Genomic DNA, 18,874 nt, shown 5'->3' with positions numbered 1-18,874 from the left:
AAAAAGCCCGTGTAAGGCTTCTTACAGGATGTGTTGAGATTTGAGCGGGCCGCGGCCGCGCCGCCGTCTCGCAGGATGCCGCGCCCGGAGCGCGGCATCAGGCCTTCAGCGCTTCGATGCGCAGCGTGTCACCATCCAGGCGGACCAGCGCAGGCTGATTCTGCAGCGTGCCATCGAGCTTGTCTTCGACCACGCGGTAGACGCCCGCCACGGCCAGCAATTCCGCATCCAGATGCGTCGTGAAGATGCGTGCCGACGTGTCGCCGCGCGCGCCGGCCATGGCCTTGCCGCGCAACGGACCGTAAACGTGCACGTTGCCGTCGGCGATGACTTCGGCGCCCTGGCTGACCATGCCGATCACCACCAGATCCGTATGCCGTGCGTAAACGCGCTGGCCCGAGCGCAGCGGCCGCGTGACCACCAGCGCCGACGACGAGTGCGGGGCGGCGGCCGTCGGGCTTGGCGCGGACGTGGTGCTGCTGGCCGCGCGGGCGGGCAGGGGATCGGCGTCGGCCGCGGGCTTATCGGTCTGCGTATCGGCCTGCGCTTCGGCCTTTGCATCGGCAACGTCAGCGGCCGCCGTCTTGTCCTGCGCCGGGGTGTCGGCGGCAGACGTCTGCGCGGCAAGCGCCGACGTGTCGGTGGGTGCGGGCGCGATCTCGACGGCGGCGGCCGGCACGGACGGCACGGGCGTCGCGACGTCGTTCGGCGGCGCGGTGTCCACCACAGGGGCGGGTCGCGCGGCAGGCGTGGACAGTTCGACCGGGGTCAGGCCGGCATCGCGCGCGGCTTGCAGATTGGCGCCTTCGGCTACCACGCCGATCGGAGGCAGGTTGTGGCCGCGCAGCGACGCGACCAGCGCCGGCCAGTCGATCGTTTCCTCGACCCGGCTGGCGTCGATGACGACGGGCTCGTTTTCAAAGAAGCTGCCGGCATCCGCCATACGCTTGGCCAGCGCTGCGTTCAGGCGTTCGGGATCGGCGCTATGCAATACCACCCGGATGGCATACAGGGTGGCGCTCTTGAAGTCCAGGGCTAGGGATTCAGTGTTCATCTTGATTGTGGCTGGCGGTCCGGGCGGCGGAAAACGGTGCGCGCAACCGGCTGCGGGATGTCGGGGATGATAACCCGCCGGGGGCGGCCTGCGCGGGGCGCAGGGCGAAAGAAAAAGGCGCCACAAGGCGCCTTTTCCCGGTATTGCGCACGCGGGCGCGTCAGCCTTGCACCCACGAATCGCGCAGGGTCACGATGCGGTTCAGCACCGGCGCGTCGGGCGTCGAGTCCTTCAGGTCCGCCGTGAAGTAGCCCAGGCGCTCGAACTGCCAGGTCGCGCCCGGCGTGGCCACCGTGCCCGGTTCCAGCCAGGCCGTGACGGTCTGCTTGGAGTTGGGGTTCAGGCAGGCCAGGAAGTCCTTGTCGCCGCCGTCCGGACGCGGATCCGCGAACAGGCGGTCGTACAGGTGGATCTGCGCGGGCACCGCGTGCGCCGCGCTGACCCAGGTGATGTTGCCCTTGACCTTGACGCTGTCCGCGCCCGGGGTGCCGCTCTTGGTGTCCGGCAGGTATTCGGCCTGCACTTCGACGACCTCGCCGGCCTCGTTCTTGGTGAAGCCGGTGCAGCGCACGACATAGCCGTACTTCAGACGCACCGTGTTGCCCGGGAACAGGCGGAAATACTTCTTGGGCGCTTCCTCGCGGAAGTCGTCGCGTTCGATCCACAGCTCGCGCGACAGCGGGAACTCGCGCACGCCGGCTTCGGGGTCGTGCGGATTGCGCGGCGCGGTGCAGGTCTCGGTCTGGCCTTCCGGGTAGTTGGTGATGACCAGCTTGATCGGGTCCAGCACTGCCACCGAGCGCGGGGCGATCGGATCCAGGTCGTCGCGCACGGCCTGCTCGAGCAGGCTGTAGTCGATGCGCGAATCGGACTTGGAGACGGCGGTGCGGTCGCAGAACAGGCGGATCGACGCGGGCGTGTAGCCGCGGCGGCGCAGGCCGAAAATGGTGGGCATGCGCGGGTCGTCCCAGCCGTCCACATGGCCTTCCTTCACCAGCTGCAGCAGCTTGCGCTTGCTGGTGACGACGTAGCTCAGGTTCAGGCGGGCAAATTCGTACTGATGCGGCAGCGGCTGGGCCAGCTTGCCCAGTTCGGCCAGGCGCGTCAGGATCCAGTCGTAGAACGGGCGCTGGTCTTCAAATTCAAGCGTGCAGACGCTGTGCGTGATGCCTTCCAGCGCGTCTTCCACCGGGTGCGCCCAGCTGTACATCGGGTAGATGCACCACTGGTCGCCGGTGCGATGGTGCGTGGCGTGGCGGACGCGATACATGACCGGGTCGCGCAGGTTGATGTTGGGCGACGCCATGTTGATCTTGGCGCGCAGCACCAGGCTGCCGTCCGGATGCTTGCCGTCGCGCATTTCGCGCAGCAGCGCGATGGACTCGGCGGCCGGGCGGTTGCGCCAGGGCGAATCCGTTCCGGGTTCGGTCAGCGTGCCGCGGTTGGCGCGGATTTCTTCCGCGCTCTGTTCGTCGACGTAGGCGTGGCCGGCTTCGACCAGGGCTTCGGCAAACTCATACATATAACCGAAGTAGTCGCTGGCGAAGTACAGGTTCTCGCGGCCGTCGGCCTTCCAGTCAAAGCCCAGCCAGTGGACGGCCTCGATGATGGCGTCGACGTATTCCTGGTCTTCTTTCTCGGGGTTGGTGTCGTCGAAACGCAGGTGACAGACGCCGCCGAAGTCGCGCGCCAGGCCGAAGTTCACGCAGATGCTCTTGGCGTGACCGATGTGCAGGTAGCCGTTGGGCTCGGGCGGAAAACGCGTGCGGATGCGCGCCGGGTCCGCGTCTCCCTGCTGCTGCATGGCCGCCGGGCCAGGCTTGCCCGCCCAGCGCTTGCCCTGGAAGCGGTTGGCTTCGAGGTCGTCTTGGACGATGTTGAGCAGGAAGTTTGATGCGGCGGGGGTCGGCGTCGGGGCGGTGGTCATTCTTGAAAGAATAGGAAAAAGCAGCGACAAAGCGTCAATTTTGCCACGTTCCGCAGCGCGGCCATTTTTGCCACGCCTTCAACCGGTTTCGATCGGCCCCCATAGTCATGTAACTGGCTCTACACTACGGGCCATTATGGATATCTCGACCCTATCCCTGGCCCGGGCGCAGTTTGTGGCCAGCCTTAGCTTCCTGGCGCTTTTCCTAGCCGTCTCTCTGGCGCTGGCCTGGGTGCTGCTGTTCTTCAAGATCCGGGCCCGGTGGTCCAGCCACGGTGGCTGGACGGCGGCCTACCGCTTCTGGGTCCGCATCTTTGCGCTGTCCTTCGTGTTGACGCTGGCTGCCAGCGTGCCCGTCCTGATCCAGATCGGCAGCCTGTGGGCGGGCCTGATGGACAAGATCGGCAACGTGGCCGGTCCGCTGCTGGGCTACGGCATCCTGTCCGTCTTCATCCTCAAGTCCTGTTTCCTGGGCGTCATGCTGTTCGGCCAGCGCCGCGTGTCCGATGGCGCACACACCCTGGCCGTCCTGATGGTGGCGGCCGGGCAGCTCGTCGCCGTGTTCTGGGTGCTTGCCCTGCAATCGTGGATGCAGACGCCGGACGGCGCGCTGCTGGTCGACGGCCGCTACCAGGTCTATGACTGGCACAAGGTCGTGCTCAATCCCTCGGTTGGCTGGCGAATGGCCGTGGTGATGGTCGGCGCGGCGCTGGCCGCCTCGTTCCTCATGATGGGCGTGACCGCGCTGCAGGCGTTGCGGCGGCCGCTGGGCGAGGGCGAGCGCAGCGCGTTCAAGACGGCGCTGGTGGTGGCCGTGGTGGCCGCGTTCCTGCAGGTGCCCGTGGCGACCGGCTCGGGTCAGATGATGGCCAAGCTGCAACCGGCCAAAGCCGCGGCCGCGGCGGGCTTCTGGGAAAGCGGCCCCGTGCCGCAACTGGTGCTGTTCGGCTGGCCCGCCGCGCGCGGGCACGTCAACGAAGGCGACCTCACGATCAATAACGCCGGCGGCATGTGGCTGCATCGCAATGCGGACGGCACCTACCAGGGCCTGGACAAGTATTCGGGCATGCTGCCGCCGGTGGCGCTGACCTTCTGGTCGCTGCGCGTGGCCGTCGGCCTGGGGCTGCTGATGCTGGCCGTGGCGTGCGTGACCTTCCTGTGGACGTTCCGGCGCGGCCTGGACCCGTCGGTCCTGCCGCCGTGGTGGCAGCGGGTCCTGTGCGGCATGATGTTCTCCGGCGGCATTGCCGTGGTGGCCGGCTGGTGGGTCTCCATCATCGGGCTGCAGCCTTTTGTCGTGAACGGCACCGTCACGCAATCCGAGGTCCTGGGCTCGGTGCCCTCCCGCACCGTGCTGTACGGGCTGGCCGGCTACGGACTGCTGTACGCGCTGCTGCTGGCCGCGTTCGCCGGCATGCTGTTCCATGCGGCGCGCTACGGCGTCGTGCCTGTGCGCAAGCTGAGCGGAGGTGCGCCATGATCGCCATGCTGGCTGCGTCGCAAGGCCTGAGCCCCGACGATCCTTCGTTCTGGATGCCGCTCGCCTTCATGGCGCTGCTGTTTGTCGTGATTGCCGCTGGCATGGTCCTGGACGGCTTCGACCTCGGCGTGGGCATCCTGCTGCAGATCGCGCCGGAACACGAGCGCGGCCGCATGATGAGCCTGCTCAGCCCGTGGCGCGACGCGAACGAGTTCTGGCTGCTGCTGGGCATGGGGCTGTTTGCGGCGGCGTTCCCGTTCGCTTGGGGCGCCGTGCTGGGCAAACTTTATGGGCCGCTGACGTTCATGGTGCTGGGCGTGGTGCTGCGCAGCGTCGCCTTCGAATTCCGCATCCGCGCCCGCAACGAAATGAAGCCGCGCTGGATCTTCGCATTCTGGATCGGCTCGGTCATCACCGCGTTCGGCCAGGGCACGCTGCTTGGCCGCATCGCCACGGGCTACCAGTCCGACGCGGGTTATGGCTGGTTTGCGATGTTCGTGGGCCTGTGCGCGGTGGCCGCGTACGTGTTGCTGGGCGCGTCGTGGCTGGTCATGCGCGTCGAGGGCGACCTGCAGCGCCGCGCGGCCAACTGGGCGCGCCACGCCATCCGCTGGACGGCCGTGGGCATGGTGTCGATCGCGGTCACGCTGGGCCTGGCCAACGCCGGCATCTTCTACAAGTGGAGCAACATTGCCCACCTGAGCCTTGCGGCGTCGGTGTGGGTGCTGATGCTGGCCGGCTTCGTGGCCGCGGAAATGCTGCTGGCGCGGCTGCCGGGCCGCGCCGACCGCTTCAGCTGGCTGCCTTTTGTGCTGACGGTGGCGCTGTTCCTGCTGATGCTGAGCGGGCTGGCGTACAGCCTGTTCCCGTACCTGATCCTGGACGACATGACGCTGTGGGACGGCGCGGGCGCGCTGGGTTCGATGCGGCTCGTGATGGCGGGCGCCGTCGTGGGGATTCCGGTGGTGCTGGTGTTCAACATCCTGGCGTACCGGTCGGTCTTCGGCAAGGAGCGCCGCCCCGTGCCGCTGCTGCCGCCGCCCTCGTACTAAGCGATTCAAGGCGGGGCGGATTGCCGGGCCGGCATTCCGCCCGGGCTTCTGGCGCTGTCCGTGCGCTACAGCACCGGCCGCGCCACCCGCTGCAGGATTTCTTCGCCGTAGGCTTCCAGCTTGCGGGCCCCCACGCCGTTGATGTGGCTCAGTTCGTCCATGGACTCGGGCTGCGCCAGCGCGATCTCGCGCAGCGTGGCGTCGTGGAAGATCACGTAGGCAGGCACGCCGTGGCTCTTGGCGACTTCGCCGCGCCAGGCGCGCAGTGCCTCGAACACCGGCTGCAGTTCGGCCGGCAGGTCGATCGCCGCCGCCTTGGGCCGTCCGCTGCCCGTCTTGCCGGAACGCGGCTTCTTTTCGGATTCGCGCCGCAGCATGAGCTGGTGCTCGCCCTTGAGCACCGCGCGGCTGCCTTCGGTCAGGGCCAGCGTGCCGAAGCCTTCGTTGTCCACGGTCAGCAGGCCCTGCGCCAACAGCTGGCGCAGCACACCACGCCACGCGGTGTCGGAGAGGTCGGCGCCCACGCCGAACACGCTGAGCGACTCGTGGCCATGCTGCTTGGTGCGGTCGGTGACCTTGCCGCGCAGGATGTCGATAATGTGGCCGGCGCCGTAGCGCTGGCCGCGTTCTTTCCAGAGCCGGTACACGGCTGACAGCACCTTCTGCGCCGCCACCGTGCCGTCCCACGCCTGCGGCGGGTCCAGACAGACGTCGCAATTGCCGCAGGCGGTGATCTGCTGCCCAAAGTAAGCCAGCAGCCGCACGCGCCGGCATTCCACCGTTTCGCACAGGCCCAGCATGGCGTCGAGCTGCTGGCCCAGGCGCCGGCGATAGGATTCGTCGCCGGGCGATTCGTCGATCATGCGGCGTTGCTGCACCACGTCTTGCAGGCCATAGGCCAGCCACGCCGTTGCGGGCAGGCCGTCGCGGCCGGCGCGGCCGGTTTCCTGGTAGTAGCCTTCGACGGACTTGGGCAGGTCTATGTGGGCCACGAAGCGCACGTCGGGCTTGTCGATGCCCATGCCGAACGCAATGGTGGCAACCATGACCACGCCGTCCTCGCGCAGGAAGCGCGATTGGTTGGCTGCCCGGATCTGGGGGCTGAGGCCCGCGTGGTACGGCATCGCGTCGATGCCCTGATTGCACAGGAATTCGGCCGTTTCTTCGACCCGGGCGCGCGACAGGCAGTACACCACGCCGGATTCGCCTTCGTGCTCGGTGCGGATCATGTCCAGCAACTGCTTGCGCACCTCGTTTTTTTCGACGATGCGGTAGCGGATGTTGGGACGGTCGAAGCTCGAGACGAAATGGCGCGCTTCATCCAGCGACAGGCGCTGCGCGATCTCGGTGCGGGTGACGGCGGTGGCGGTGGCCGTGAGCGCGATGCGCGGCACGTCGGGCCAGCGCTCGTGGAGCATGGACAGGCCCAGGTATTCGGGCCGGAAGTCATGACCCCACTGCGATACGCAGTGCGCTTCGTCGATGGCGAACAGCGCGATGCGGCCGCGGTCGAGCAGTTGCAGGCAGCGGTCGGTCAGCAGGCGTTCGGGGGCAACGTAGAGCAGGTCAAGCTCGCCATCCAGAAAGGCCTGCTCCACCTCGCGGGCCACCCGCCATTCCTGCGTGGAATTCAGGAACGCCGCGCGCACGCCCAGTTCGGTCAGCGCGTCGACCTGGTCCTGCATCAGCGCGATCAGGGGCGACACGACGATGCCGGTGCCTTCACGCACCAGCGAGGGGATCTGGTAGCAGAGCGACTTGCCGCCGCCCGTAGGCATGAGAACGAGCGCGTCGCCGCCGCCGATCACCTGTTCGACAATGGCTTGCTGGTCGCCGCGGAAGGATTCGTAACCGAAAACGCGCTGCAACACGCCGAGGGCGCGCGCGTCAGACATGGGGGTAGGCCGGAAGCATCATGGCAGCGATTTTAAGCCCCAAATCCCGGCCGCCCGTTCCGGAGGGAGATTTTGGCCACGCAATCCGGCACTTACCAGCTGAGCCAAGTGCCGCGCATGAAGGTGTCGACGGGCATGCTCAGGTTGGCGCGCCAGCCGTAGTCGCCCGTCACGATGTCGCGGTCGGCGCCGACGGCCAGCTTGACCTTCGGAGCCACGAACATGCTGTGGGACAGGCCCACGCGCTGCTCGGCCAGCACGGAGCCTTCGCGCAGCCCGGAATACGTGCCGCTCAGCGTGCCCCAGCCGGACAACGGGACGCCCGCCGACACGGTATTGCGCGTCTGGGCCGTGGAGGCGACGCCGTCGGAATAGGTGGACAGGTCGCCGTAGCCCGCGCCGATCTGCTCGTTGGTGTAGCCCAGCGTCACGGTGTCGGCTACATCGATGCTGTAGCCGAAGCGGTAGCGATAGCCGCTGGCCGCATCAAACGTGCTTTGCGTGGCGCCGGCCCGGAAGGTGCCGAACTCGCCGGCGTTGTACGTGGTGCCCACGCCGCGGGTGGTCAGGGATGGGGCGCTCTGCATCTGGCCTTCGACCGTCACCACGGGCGTCAGCCCGTAGCGCACGCTGCCGCTGCCGACGGACGCGCCGTAGTCCACGGCCCCGGACTTGGCGGCCGGGTCCATCAGGTTCAGTTTGCCCACCGATGACGAGTAGCCGAAGCTGCCCTCGGGCAACGTGGCGCCGCTGCCGCCCCATTTGGCGATCTGCAGTCCGCCCACCGGCGCGCCGCTACCCCACGCGGGCGCATTCGGATTGACGTTGCCCACGGTGAGGGAAGGGCCGACGGTGTTGTTGTAGACCCAGTTGCGGCTGCCGCCATAGCGCAGGCCATCCAGTCCGCCGACGGACGAAAACCAGGGGCGCGAGGGGCGCGAAACCCCGGAAATCACCACCACGGGTATTTTCGGGAGATCGCCGTCTTCCAGTGCAAACGAGTAGTCCGGAGGGATGTCGATGGCGGAAGCCGGCGTTGCCAGGGGATCGCAGGACAGCGGGACCGTCGGCGCGTTGCCCGTCAGGCCCATGCCGGTGCCGGGGATGAAGCCTTCGGCAGGGTCGTCAGCGCCATCGCGCACCGTGGTGTCCATGCCGGGTTCCGTCGCGTGCAGGTCGCACGGCGTCGGGTCCAGCGGCACGGCCCGATCTTCCAGGGACGGGGCGGGGCGCACCGGCAGCGATTGAACCGGCGAGAGCACGCCGATGCCGCGCGCCACGCGCGTGACGTCGCCCGCCGGGGGCGGCGTCCAAGTAAAAGGGGACACGTCGGGCTCGTCACCAAAAGCGGGCGCCAGCGGCCAGGCCAGGCCCGCCGTCAGCGCCGCGTGCAACAGCCCTCTGCGCCAGGGGTTAGCTGTGGCGGCCATGGGGACAGTGTAGGGAGCACCCTGCCGGGCATCTGTAATCGATCTTTAGGAAAGTCCACGAAGGGCGGCAGGCGAAGCGACATTCTAGGGCCAGTTCGGGGGCGAGGGGACCCCCGTTGCAAAAAGCCCGACACATCATCCGTACATCGTGCAACGGGTATATTTCAGATGATTTCCCGCCCCTTGCGGGCGACGGCGACGCGCCGCACTATGACGCCCATGGACAATTCCCACACCAAGCTGCTGGTCGTCGACGACGATCCGGCGCTGCGCCAATTGCTGGCCGACTACCTGAACCGGCATGGCTACGACACTTTGCTTGCCCCGGACGCGACCGACCTTTCCTCGCGCATTACCCGTTACGCGCCCGATCTGCTGGTGCTCGACCGCATGCTGCCCGGCGGCGACGGCGCCGATGCCTGCCGCCGCCTGCGCGAGCAGGGCGAGGACATTCCCGTCATCCTGCTGACCGCGCGCGACGAAGCCGTGGACCGCATCATCGGCCTGGAGGCCGGCGCCGACGACTACGTCGGCAAGCCCTTCGATCCCCGCGAACTGCTGGCCCGCATCGAGGCCGTGCTGCGCCGCAAGCGCGGCCCGTCCGCGCTCACCAAGGACGCGCCGGTCTCGTTCGGCCCATTTGTGTTCGATCCGTCCACGCGTCAGCTGTCCCGCGACGGCACCGTCGTCAAGCTGACGGGCGGCGAGATCAACCTGCTTGAAGCCCTGGTGCGTAACGCCGGCAAGCCGCTGTCGCGCGAACGCCTGCTGGCGCTGGCCCGCGACGACGACGCCGGCGAGCGCAACGACCGCGCGATCGACATCGCGATCCTGCGCCTGCGCCGCGTCATCGAAGACGATCCCAAGCAGCCGCGCTGGATCCAGACCGTCTGGGGCATCGGCTACCGGTTCTCGCCCTGATGCGCTTTTCCCCCGGCATTCTGGTGCCCCGCTCGCTGCGGGCGCGGCTGATCCTGCTGATCCTGGGATCCGTCCTGCTGACGCAGGCCGCCACGTTGGTGACCGTGTCGTACTTCCGGCACAAGTTCATGGAAGACGTGGCCATCGGCTATATCGTCACCACCATCCGCACGCTACGGGCCGCCGTGTCCCAGGTGCCGGCCGAAGACCGCGCCGATTTCGTGCGGGCCGCGTCGCAGAACCAGTGGCGGTTGTGGTCGCGTGTGCTGCCCGCCGAAGCCAAGCTGCAGCGCTTCAACGGCCGCCGTCCGCCACCGCCACGCGCCGCGCCGCGCCCGCCGCCTCCTCCGCCGTCCTCCCAGGATTCCCAATTTCACGGACCGCCGCCGCCCCCGCCGCCCGAAGTCCGCGACGACGAGCGCGACACGCACGCCGCCCAGGCCGACGGGCGCGGCGACGCGCAGCGCACCGGCGACGGCGCCCGCGACCGCGAGGAGTCCAACCGCCGCTACAAGCCCGAGCCCGACGACATCCGCCGCGATCTGCGCGTGCTGGTCCAACAGCTCAACGAACGCCTGAACGACGGCACGCGCGTGGCGTTGTCGCGCGGCCCTACGCCTGAAATCTTCATTTCGCTGGCGCCCAACCCGGCCACCGAAGACGCGCCGCGGCTGCGCGAGTGGCTGGTCATTCCGCTGGAACGGCTGGACCCGCCCGTCGCTACGCCTTTCATCGCCGCCTGGCTTGGCGGTCTGGGCCTCCTGCTGCTCCTGGCCGTGGGCTTTTCGTGGCACATCACGCGGCCGATCACGCGCCTTGCCGATGCCGCGGACCAGTTGGCCGCCGGCCAGCCGCAACGCGTGGAGCCCTCGGGGCCGCATGAAACCCGCGTGCTGGGCGAACGCTTCAACGCCATGCTGGACGCGCTGTCCGAGTCCGACTCGGTGCGGCGCACGCTGCTTTCCGGCCTGCCGCATGACTTGAAGGGGCCGCTGTCGCGCATGTGGCTGCGCGTTGAAATGGCCGACGATTCCACGCTGAAGGAAGGCCTGCGCACCGACCTGCGCGACATGCAGCACATGGTGGATCAGTTCATCGGCTTCGTGCGCGGCACCGATCCGGCGGCCTACCGCTATGCGCCCATCGTGCTGGCCGAATGGCTGACCGAGCGCGTGGGCGCCTGGCAGGGCGCCGGCACCGCCATCGGCCTGGACACCGCCCAGGATGCCAGCGGGGCGGTGGTGCAGGCCGACGCCGTGGCGTTGGGCCGTCTGCTGGACAACCTGATCGGCAACGCGCTGAACCACGGCGCGCCGCCGGTGGACATCGCGCTGCGCCGCGAAGAAGGGCACGCGGTGCTGGACGTGGCCGACCATGGACCGGGCATCGTGCCCGAACGCCGCCTGGAGGCCTTGCGGCCGTTCAGCCGTCTGGACGACGCGCGCACTCGCACGGGCAGCGTGGGCCTGGGCCTGGCACTGGCCGAGGCCATCGCGCGGGCGCACGGCGGATCGCTCGAACTGCGCGAGGCCGAATCCGGCGGCCTGTGCGTGCGCGTACGTCTGCCGCTATCGCAGGCTGCCTGACCGCAGGCCGCCTGCCCGGCGTGTCCTCGGGGCAGCCCCGGGGCGGGCCGCGCTACGGTACGATTCATCCTGCTTCGTCCTTTGCCCGTACCCCGCACCATGGCCATCCAGTCCGATTCGCTTTCCTCCCGTCCCGACGCCCCTCGCATCGTGGCGCCGCAGCCGGTGTCGCCCAACGAGGAGTCGATCGAACGCGCGTTGCGGCCCAAGGCGTTACAGGAGTACGTCGGGCAGCAGCGCGCCCGCGAACAGCTCGAGATCTTCATCGCCGCGGCCAAAAAGCGCGGCGAGGCCCTGGATCACGTCCTGCTCTTCGGCCCGCCGGGCCTGGGCAAGACCACTCTCGCGCACATCATCGCCCACGAAATGGGCGTGCAGTTGCGCCAGACCTCGGGCCCGGTCCTCGAACGCCCGGGCGATCTGGCCGCGCTGCTGACCAACCTGGAAAAGAACGACGTCCTCTTCATCGACGAAATCCATCGCCTGTCGCCCGTCGTCGAGGAAATCCTCTACCCGGCGCTGGAAGACTTCCAGATCGACATCCTGATCGGCGAAGGCCCGGCCGCGCGCAGCGTGAAGCTGGATCTGCAGCCCTTCACGCTGGTAGGCGCCACGACGCGCGCCGGCATGCTGACCAATCCGCTGCGCGACCGCTTCGGCATCGTCTCGCGGCTCGAGTTCTACAACGCTGCCGATCTGGGCCACATCGTGACGCGCAGCGCGGGCTTGTTGAACGCCGTCATCACGCCGGACGGCGCAGCCGAGGTGGCGCGGCGCGCGCGCGGCACCCCGCGTATCGCCAACCGTCTGCTGCGCCGGGTGCGCGACTACGCCGAGGTCAAGGCGGGCGGCACGATCGACGCCGACGTCGCGGGCCGCGCGCTTGCCATGCTGGAAGTCGATCCGCAAGGGCTGGACCTGATGGACAGGAAGCTGCTCGAAGCCATCGTCCACAAGTTCGATGGCGGCCCGGTCGGTGTGGACAGCCTGGCCGCTGCCATCGGCGAAGAGCGCGACACGATCGAGGACGTCATCGAGCCGTATCTCATCCAGCACGGCTACCTGCAGCGCACGCCGCGCGGGCGCACCGCCACGCTGACCACCTGGCGCCACCTTGGCCTGGCGCCGCCTGCGGGCACCGCCACCGGCGGCAGCGGCGACCTCTTCGGCAAATGATCCGCGCCACGCGCCGTCATGCCAACGGGCGGCGCGCAAACCGCGCGACGGGTTTATGATCCGAGGGTTTCGTTTCCCCCTCGCGATCTAAGGACCTTATTCCATGCAGCCCGAATTGCCCTCCTATGATGACGTCGTGCGCGCCAGCGAGCGCCTGGCCGGCAACGCACACCGCACGCCCGTCCTGACCTCGGCCACCGCCGATGCCATCGCCGGCGCGTCGCTGTTCTTCAAGTGCGAGAACTTCCAGCGCATGGGCGCGTTCAAGTTCCGGGGCGGCTACAACGCCATCGCGCGCCTCACGCCCGAGCAGCGTGCCGCCGGCGTGGTGACGTTCTCGTCGGGCAATCACGCGCAGGCCATCGCGCTGGCCTCGAAGCTGCAAGGCGTTCAGGCCACGATCATCATGCCGCTGGACGCGCCCGCGGCCAAGCGCGCGGCCACGGAAGGCTACGGCGGCAAGATCGTCACGTACGACCGCTATACCGAAGACCGCGAGACCATCGCCCGCCGCATCCAGGCCGAAACCGGCGCCACGCTGATCCCGCCGTACGACCACGAGGACGTGATCGCGGGGCAGGGCACCGCCGCCAAGGAGCTGTTCGAGGAAGTCGGCGAACTGGACTACCTGTTCGTGTGCCTGGGCGGCGGCGGCCTGCTGTCGGGCTCGGCCCTGTCCGCCTTCGCGCTCAGCCCGCGCTGCCTGGTGTACGGCGTGGAGCCCGAAGCCGGCAACGACGGGCAGCAGTCCTTGCGCAAGGGTGAAATTGTCCGAATCCCCGCGCCCAAGACGCTGGCCGATGGCGCCGCCACCACGCACCTGGGCAACATCACGTTCCCCCTCATCCAGAAGTACGTGCGCGACATCGTCACGGTGACGGATGAACAGCTCGTCACGACGATGAAGTTCTTTGCCGAGCGCATGAAGATGGTCGTGGAACCCACGGGCTGCCTGGCCGCGGCGGCCGTCATGCAGAACGTGGTGCCGGTGCGCGGGGCCCGGGTCGGCGTCATCATCAGCGGCGGCAACGTCGACCTTCCGGCCTACGCCCGGCTGCTGGCGGGCTGACGCGCATCAAGCGGCGCGCGCGGCGTGCGCCCTGCGCGCGCTTGCGCCTGCCGACCTGGCAAGGCAGAATCGAACCTCGATCCTGACGAACCGGAGGCTACGCCATGCGTATCCTTGTCATTGGCGGCACGGGCTTCATCGGCCGCCACTTGGTAACACGGCTTTGCGCGGACCCGCATCAGATCGTCGTGCCCACGCGGCTCATTGCACGCGGACGCGACCTGCAATTACTTCCCACCGTCACGCTGCTTCAGGCGGACATCCATGATGACGCCGCGCTCGACGGCATGGTCCGGGGCTGCGATGCCGTCGTGAATCTGGTGGGCATCCTGCATGGCAATCTGGGCCGGCCATATGGGTCGGACTTCGCGCGGGCCCACGTGCATCTGCCGCAGCGCATTGCGCAGGCCTGCGTGCGCCACGGCGTGCGTCGCCTGCTGCACGTCAGCGCGCTGGGCGCCGATTCCAGCGGCGACAGCATGTACCAGCGTTCCAAGGGCGACGGCGAGGCCGCCATCAAGGCGGCCTACCAAGACCGCGGCGATATCGGCTGGACCATCTTCCGCCCGTCGGTGCTTTTCGGCCCCGACGACAACTTCACCAATATGTTCGCGTCGCTGGCGCGCTGGCTGCCGGTATTGCCGCTGGCTGGCGCCAACGCGCGCATGCAGCCCATCTATGTGGGCGACGTGGTGACCGCCATGACCACGGCGCTGGCCGACTCGCATACCTGCGGCAAGACCTACGAACTGGGTGGACCGCAGGTCTACACGCTGGGCGAGATCGCGCGGCTGTGCGCCGCCTGGAGCGGCCATCCGCGTCCCGTCATCAGCATCCCGATGGGGGTGGGTCGCATGCAGGCCCGGCTGTTCGAATGCATGCCGGGCACGCCGCTGATGTCGCGCGACAATCTGGATTCCCTGCGCCGCGACAACGTCTGCGGCGGGCCGATCGCCCCCGAGCTGCATGTGGTGCCCACGGGGCTGGAAGCCGTGGCGCCGCGCTACCTGCAGCACGGCAAGACGGCCTAGCGCGATTACTCAGCGCACCAGCGCCTTCAGCGCCTGCTTGATGCCGTCGGACACGCCCACGCCCTCGGGCAGCGTCTTCAGCGCCGACAGCGATTCCTTCTCGGAGTAGCCCAGCGCCAGCAGGGCATTCAGGATGTCGGACTGGTTGTCGTGCGTGACGTGCGCCGCGGCGCCGATGTCCGCGCCCAGCTTGCCGCGCATCTCCAGCAGCAGGCGTTCCGCGGTCTTCTTGCCGATACCCGGCACGCGGGTCAGGCGGCCCGACTCCTGCAGCGTGATGGCCTGCGCCAGATCCGCGACCGACAAACCCGACAGCACCGACAGCGCGGTTCGCGCCCCGATCCCGCTGACCTTGATGAGCTCGCGGAACGCGCTGCGTTCGCCGGCCGACGCAAAGCCATACAGGATGTGCGCATCTTCGCGAACCGTCAGATGCGTGTAGAGCGTGACGCGCGCGCCCGTGTCGGGCAGCGAATACAGCGTGCTCATGGGCACGTCGATGTCATACCCGATCCCGCCTACGTCCACGCAGATCGTGGGGGGCAGTTTTTCGATCAGGGTTCCGGTGATTCTTCCGATCATGGTGAGAGGCCTGGCAATGGTGGAGCCGCGCAATGCGCGGCAGATGCGGGGATTCTATACGTGCGGGCGCGCGAGCGGGCTGGGCCGCATAGGCGTGACGTGACGCAGGGGAAAAGGGAAAGCGGCGATCAGCCGATCAGCCGCCCGTTGCGGATGCGGGTCTTGCCGCCCATGCGCAGCGCGCTGCCCAGGCGTTCCAGCTTGTCCTGCAGCGGACCCACATGCGCGTGGCAGATCGCGCAGGCCAGCGCGTCGGCCGAGTCGGGGGCGGGCACGCCGTCCAGCGCCAAGAGATGCTGCACCATCATCTGCACCTGCTCTTTCGCCGCGCGGCCGGTGCCGACCACGGCTTTCTTGATCTGCAGGGCGGTGTATTCGTGCACGTCGAGCGAACTGTCGGCCAGCGCGCACAGCGCTGCGCCGCGCGCCTGCCCGAGCAGCAGGGTGGAAGCGGGATTGGTGTTCAGGAAGACGATTTCCAGCGCGGCCACGTCGGGTTGCGTGTCGCGGGCCACCTGGCGCAGATTGTCCAGGATGACCTTCAGGCGTTCGGACAGCGTCAGCGCCGGCGGGACCACGATGGTCCCGCTGGCCACGTAACGTAGCCGCGAGCCTTCGGCATCGATCACGCCGAAGCCGGTGCGGCGCAGGCCGGGATCGATGCCGAGGACGCGCATCAGTGGCGGAAGTGGCGGGTGCCGGTCAGCACCATGGCGATGCCGTGCTCGTCGGCGGCGGCGATGACTTCGTCATCGCGCACGCTGCCGCCGGGCTGGATCACGCAGGTCGCGCCAGCCGCCACCACGACGTCCAGGCCGTCGCGGAACGGGAAGAACGCGTCGGACGCCACGGCCGAGCCCTTCAAGGTCAGGCCGGCGTTTTCCGCCTTGATGGAGGCGATGCGGGCCGAGTCGATGCGGCTCATCTGGCCGGCGCCCACGCCCAGCGTCATGCCGCCGCCCACGAACACGATGGCGTTGGACTTGACGTACTTGGCGACCTTCCAGGCGAACGACAGGTCGTTCATTTCCTGTTCGGTGGGCTGGCGCTTGGTGACGACCTTCAGGGCGTCGCGCGGCACGTTGTAGGCGTCCGGCGTCTGCACCAGCCAGCCGCCGCCCACGCGCTTGATGTCGAAGGCGTTCTGGCCCGTGCCCATCGGCACTTCCAGCACGCGCACGTTCTTCTTGGCGGCCAGGATGGCCAGCGCGGCGCCGTCGTAGGCCGGGGCCAGCAGCACTTCCAGGAATTGCGCGCTGACGGCTTCGGCGGTCGCGGCGTCAACCGGGCGGTTGAAGGCGATGATGCCGCCAAAGGCCGACGTCGGGTCGGTTTTGAAGGCTTGCTGGTACGCGCCCAGCGTGTCGGTGGCAACGGCCACGCCGCACGGATTGGCGTGCTTGACGATGACGCAGGCGGGCGCCTCGAAGCTGCGCGCGCATTCCCACGCCGCGTCGGCGTCGGCGATGTTGTTGTAGGACAGTTCCTTGCCCTGCAGCTGGCGGTAGTTGCCCAGCAGGCCCGCCGGACGCTGCGCGTCGACGTAGAAAGCGGCGCTTTGATGCGGGTTTTCGCCGTAACGCAGGGCTTGTTCCTGCTTGACCTGCAGCGTCAGCGTGCCGGGCCATTCGTTGCGGGCGGGCACGGCTTCCTGCACGGGTTCGGCTTCGGTCAGGCTGGTCAGGTAGGCGGCGATGGCGCCGTCATACGAGGCCGTGTGGGCGTAGACCTTGGCGGCCAGCGCCAGGCGCAGGCCGTAGGAGGTCGAGCCGCCCTTGTCCATTTCGGCCAGGACGCGCGAGTAGTCGACCGGGTCGATCACGACCGTCACGCCGCCGGCTTCGGTGCCGTGGTTCTTGGCGGCAGCGCGCAGCATGGCGGGGCCGCCGATGTCGATGTTCTCGACGGCGTCGGCAAACGTGCAGTCGGGCTTGGCGACCGTCTCACGGAACGGGTACAGGTTGACCACCAGCATGTCGATGCGATCGATGCCAGCCGCCTTGATCGTGTCCATGTGCTCGGCGCTGTCGCGGCGGGCCAGCAGGCCGCCGTGGATCTTCGGGTGCAGCGTCTTCACGCGGCCGTCCAGGATCTCGGGCGAGCCGGTGTGGGCGGCCACTTCGGTGACGGTCAGGCCGGAATCGGCAAGCAGCTTGGCGGTGCCGCCGGTCGACAGCAGGCGCACGCCGCGCGCGGCCAGGGCGCGGGCAAATTCAACGATGCCGGTCTTGTCGGACACCGAAAGCAGGGCGGTTTCGATTTTCATGATGGGACGGAGTGGGGCGGGGACGCCTTTCTCGTTCTGGTCGGATGGGAAATCTGGAGGGGGCGGCGGCGCCAAGCATGCGCCGCCCGCGCGAGGGAAAGCTAAACCTGGATATTGTGCGCCAGCAACTTCTTGCGCAGGGTGTTGCGGGTGATCCCCAGCATCTCGGACGCCCGGGACTGGTTGCCGCCCGACCGCTCCAACGCTACTTCAAGCACCGGGCGCTCCACGCAGCGCATGACCATGTCCCACATATCGTGGGGCTCGGACTCGCCCAAGTCTTCGAAATAGCGCTCCAGGCTGGCGCGCACGCATTCTTCCAGGACATCTTTCTTGCTCATTTGAGTACAGATATTTTTATGTTGGTGTTTAGGCGGTCATGCCGCCAATAGGGCTTCTGCGGCCGGCGCCGGGGTAGGGGCGCCGTCGCGTGAGAGCGTGTCGAACCAGTCCGCCACCGCCCGCCATTGGTCGCGGGTGTTGTCGATCAGGTTCATGCCGGCGCAGAACGAATCCGCGCCCGGCAGGCCGTCCACATACCAGCCTATGTGCTTGCGCGCGGTGCGTACGCCGGTGTGCTCGCCATAGAAACGGTAGTGGTCGTCGAGATGTTCGAGCAGCAGCTCGCGCATTTCCCTATAAGAGGGAGGGGCCAGTGTTTCGCCCGTGCGCAGGTAGTGGTCGATTTCGCGGAAGATCCACGGACGGCCCTGAGCCGCCCGGCCAATCATGACCGCGTCGGCGCCAGTGTAATCCAGGACATGCCGGGCTTTGGCGGGCGAGTCGATATCTCCGTTCGCAATCACGGGGATGCCGATTTCGGCCTTGACGGCGCGGATGGTGTCATATTCCGCCTCGCCCGTATAGAGGTCGGCCCGCGTGCGGCCGTGCAGCGTGAGGGCGGCAATGCCGGCGTTTTCGGCCAGCTTCGCGACGCGCAATGCATTGCGGCTGTTGCGATCCCACCCGGTGCGGGTCTTCAGGGTGACGGGCACGCCAAGTGGCGCGCAGGCGGCGACCACCGCGTCCAGGATGCGGACGATCAGGTCTTCATGGCGCAACAGCGCCGATCCCGACGCCACATTGCACACCTTCTTGACCGGACATCCCATGTTGATGTCGATGATCCGGGCGCCCTTGTTGGCGTTGAAGACGGCCGCCTCGGCCATCATGGCGGGGTCCGCCCCGGCGATCTGCACCGAAATGGGGGCGATCTCGCCGTCGTGGTTCAGGCGGCGCGAGGTCTTGACGCTGTCCCAGAGTTTCGGGTTGCTGGCGGCCATCTCGGACACCGCGTAACCCGCCCCCAGCTTCTTGCAAAGCTGGCGGAAAGGACGGTCCGTCACGCCCGCCATGGGCGCGACAAGAACGTTGTTGGGGAGGGTCCACTGGCCTATGCGCATGC

The 18,874-nt window shown here is 68.1% G+C and carries 16 protein-coding genes; 7 read left to right on the top strand and 9 right to left on the bottom strand.

The annotated features are described in order from the left end of the window. Positions 1–97: 97 nt before the first annotated feature. Positions 98–1,054, bottom strand: a complete 957-nt coding sequence (gene minC / locus B3098_RS09335) for a septum site-determining protein MinC (RefSeq protein ID WP_286894633.1) — start codon at positions 1,052–1,054, stop codon at positions 98–100. A 160-nt stretch (positions 1,055–1,214) separates the two neighbouring features. Beyond that, positions 1,215–2,981 (bottom strand): glutamine--tRNA ligase/YqeY domain fusion protein, encoded by a 1,767-nt coding sequence (locus tag B3098_RS09330; RefSeq protein WP_286894632.1) that lies wholly within the window; start codon positions 2,979–2,981, stop codon positions 1,215–1,217. A 136-nt stretch (positions 2,982–3,117) separates the two neighbouring features. Here B3098_RS09330 and B3098_RS09325 point away from each other — a divergent pair, with 136 nt between their 5' ends. Together B3098_RS09325 and B3098_RS09320 are read left to right on the top strand one after the other, a co-directional pair. After that, the gene (locus B3098_RS09325) at positions 3,118–4,461 is read left to right on the top strand and encodes a cytochrome ubiquinol oxidase subunit I (RefSeq protein ID WP_286894630.1); all 1,344 of its coding nucleotides are present in this window, start codon (positions 3,118–3,120) and stop codon (positions 4,459–4,461) included. Further along, positions 4,458–5,513 (top strand): cytochrome d ubiquinol oxidase subunit II, encoded by a 1,056-nt coding sequence (locus B3098_RS09320; RefSeq protein ID WP_175123204.1) that lies wholly within the window; start codon positions 4,458–4,460, stop codon positions 5,511–5,513. The genes B3098_RS09325 and B3098_RS09320 overlap by 4 nt, the downstream gene beginning before the upstream one ends. A gap of 65 nt (positions 5,514–5,578) precedes the next feature. On the opposite strand, the gene recQ is transcribed toward B3098_RS09320, so the two are convergent. Further along, complete coding sequence (gene recQ, locus B3098_RS09315) at positions 5,579–7,408, bottom strand: DNA helicase RecQ (RefSeq protein WP_286894627.1); 1,830 nt, start codon at positions 7,406–7,408, stop codon at positions 5,579–5,581. Positions 7,409–7,500: 92 nt separating this feature from the next. After that, positions 7,501–8,838: a fimbrial protein gene (locus B3098_RS09310; protein ID WP_279974853.1), complete on the bottom strand. Its 1,338-nt coding sequence runs from the start codon at positions 8,836–8,838 to the stop codon at positions 7,501–7,503. A 219-nt stretch (positions 8,839–9,057) separates the two neighbouring features. Between B3098_RS09310 and B3098_RS09305 the strand changes: the two genes are divergently transcribed. The 5 genes from B3098_RS09305 (at position 9,058) to B3098_RS09285 (ending at position 14,621) form a co-directional block, all read left to right on the top strand. After that, positions 9,058–9,759, top strand: coding sequence for a response regulator (locus tag B3098_RS09305; RefSeq protein WP_008158717.1), 702 nt, complete (start codon positions 9,058–9,060; stop codon positions 9,757–9,759). Further along, entirely contained in the window at positions 9,759–11,345 is a 1,587-nt protein-coding gene (locus B3098_RS09300; protein WP_286894623.1) for a sensor histidine kinase, read from the top strand. Before B3098_RS09305 ends, B3098_RS09300 begins: the two co-directional genes overlap by 1 nt. A 99-nt stretch (positions 11,346–11,444) precedes the next feature. Continuing rightward, positions 11,445–12,521 (top strand): Holliday junction branch migration DNA helicase RuvB, encoded by a 1,077-nt coding sequence (gene ruvB, locus B3098_RS09295; protein ID WP_175123201.1) that lies wholly within the window; start codon positions 11,445–11,447, stop codon positions 12,519–12,521. A gap of 103 nt (positions 12,522–12,624) precedes the next feature. After that, positions 12,625–13,590, top strand: a complete 966-nt coding sequence (locus tag B3098_RS09290; protein ID WP_175123200.1) for a threo-3-hydroxy-L-aspartate ammonia-lyase — start codon at positions 12,625–12,627, stop codon at positions 13,588–13,590. Positions 13,591–13,694: 104 nt separating this feature from the next. Continuing rightward, positions 13,695–14,621: a complex I NDUFA9 subunit family protein gene (locus B3098_RS09285; protein ID WP_286894620.1), complete on the top strand. Its 927-nt coding sequence runs from the start codon at positions 13,695–13,697 to the stop codon at positions 14,619–14,621. A 9-nt stretch (positions 14,622–14,630) separates the two neighbouring features. Here the strand turns inward: B3098_RS09285 and ruvA are convergent, their stop codons facing one another. The 5 genes from ruvA to dusB form a co-directional block, all read right to left on the bottom strand. Continuing rightward, positions 14,631–15,203 (bottom strand): Holliday junction branch migration protein RuvA, encoded by a 573-nt coding sequence (ruvA, locus tag B3098_RS09280; protein ID WP_175137187.1) that lies wholly within the window; start codon positions 15,201–15,203, stop codon positions 14,631–14,633. A gap of 128 nt (positions 15,204–15,331) precedes the next feature. Continuing rightward, entirely contained in the window at positions 15,332–15,880 is a 549-nt protein-coding gene (gene ruvC, locus B3098_RS09275; protein ID WP_142050713.1) for a crossover junction endodeoxyribonuclease RuvC, read from the bottom strand. Next, positions 15,880–17,469 carry a bifunctional phosphoribosylaminoimidazolecarboxamide formyltransferase/IMP cyclohydrolase gene (purH, locus tag B3098_RS09270; protein ID WP_175137188.1) on the bottom strand — a complete coding sequence of 530 codons (1,590 nt, stop codon included), beginning with the start codon at positions 17,467–17,469 and terminating at the stop codon, positions 15,880–15,882. The genes ruvC and purH overlap by 1 nt, the downstream gene beginning before the upstream one ends. Positions 17,470–17,570: 101 nt before the next feature. Further along, complete coding sequence (locus tag B3098_RS09265; protein WP_006217670.1) at positions 17,571–17,810, bottom strand: helix-turn-helix domain-containing protein; 240 nt, start codon at positions 17,808–17,810, stop codon at positions 17,571–17,573. Between the two features lie 36 nt (positions 17,811–17,846). Then, positions 17,847–18,872, bottom strand: coding sequence for a tRNA dihydrouridine synthase DusB (gene dusB / locus B3098_RS09260; RefSeq protein WP_175184421.1), 1,026 nt, complete (start codon positions 18,870–18,872; stop codon positions 17,847–17,849). Positions 18,873–18,874 lie beyond the last annotated feature (2 nt).

This window comes from Achromobacter sp. UBA2119, from assembly GCF_002331005.1.
GTDB lineage: Bacteria > Pseudomonadota > Gammaproteobacteria > Burkholderiales > Burkholderiaceae_B > Achromobacter > Achromobacter animicus.
Note: the sequence above shows the minus strand (reverse complement) of the source record. Positions and strands in the feature narration are given on the sequence as shown.

Excerpts from the sequence above, each read along its gene's own strand:
- minC (WP_286894633.1), bottom strand. The coding sequence starts at position 1,054 with ATGAACACTGAATCCCTAGCCCTGGACTTCAAGAGCGCCACCCTGTAT.
- B3098_RS09330 (WP_286894632.1), bottom strand. The coding sequence starts at position 2,981 with ATGACCACCGCCCCGACGCCGACCCCCGCCGCATCAAACTTCCTGCTC.
- B3098_RS09325 (WP_286894630.1), top strand. The coding sequence starts at position 3,118 with ATGGATATCTCGACCCTATCCCTGGCCCGGGCGCAGTTTGTGGCCAGC.
- B3098_RS09320 (WP_175123204.1), top strand. The coding sequence starts at position 4,458 with ATGATCGCCATGCTGGCTGCGTCGCAAGGCCTGAGCCCCGACGATCCT.
- recQ (WP_286894627.1), bottom strand. The coding sequence starts at position 7,408 with ATGTCTGACGCGCGCGCCCTCGGCGTGTTGCAGCGCGTTTTCGGTTAC.
- B3098_RS09310 (WP_279974853.1), bottom strand. The coding sequence starts at position 8,838 with ATGGCCGCCACAGCTAACCCCTGGCGCAGAGGGCTGTTGCACGCGGCG.
- B3098_RS09305 (WP_008158717.1), top strand. The coding sequence starts at position 9,058 with ATGGACAATTCCCACACCAAGCTGCTGGTCGTCGACGACGATCCGGCG.
- B3098_RS09300 (WP_286894623.1), top strand. The coding sequence starts at position 9,759 with ATGCGCTTTTCCCCCGGCATTCTGGTGCCCCGCTCGCTGCGGGCGCGG.
- ruvB (WP_175123201.1), top strand. The coding sequence starts at position 11,445 with ATGGCCATCCAGTCCGATTCGCTTTCCTCCCGTCCCGACGCCCCTCGC.
- B3098_RS09290 (WP_175123200.1), top strand. The coding sequence starts at position 12,625 with ATGCAGCCCGAATTGCCCTCCTATGATGACGTCGTGCGCGCCAGCGAG.
- B3098_RS09285 (WP_286894620.1), top strand. The coding sequence starts at position 13,695 with ATGCGTATCCTTGTCATTGGCGGCACGGGCTTCATCGGCCGCCACTTG.
- ruvA (WP_175137187.1), bottom strand. The coding sequence starts at position 15,203 with ATGATCGGAAGAATCACCGGAACCCTGATCGAAAAACTGCCCCCCACG.
- ruvC (WP_142050713.1), bottom strand. The coding sequence starts at position 15,880 with ATGCGCGTCCTCGGCATCGATCCCGGCCTGCGCCGCACCGGCTTCGGC.
- purH (WP_175137188.1), bottom strand. The coding sequence starts at position 17,469 with ATGAAAATCGAAACCGCCCTGCTTTCGGTGTCCGACAAGACCGGCATC.
- B3098_RS09265 (WP_006217670.1), bottom strand. The coding sequence starts at position 17,810 with ATGAGCAAGAAAGATGTCCTGGAAGAATGCGTGCGCGCCAGCCTGGAG.
- dusB (WP_175184421.1), bottom strand. The coding sequence starts at position 18,872 with ATGCGCATAGGCCAGTGGACCCTCCCCAACAACGTTCTTGTCGCGCCC.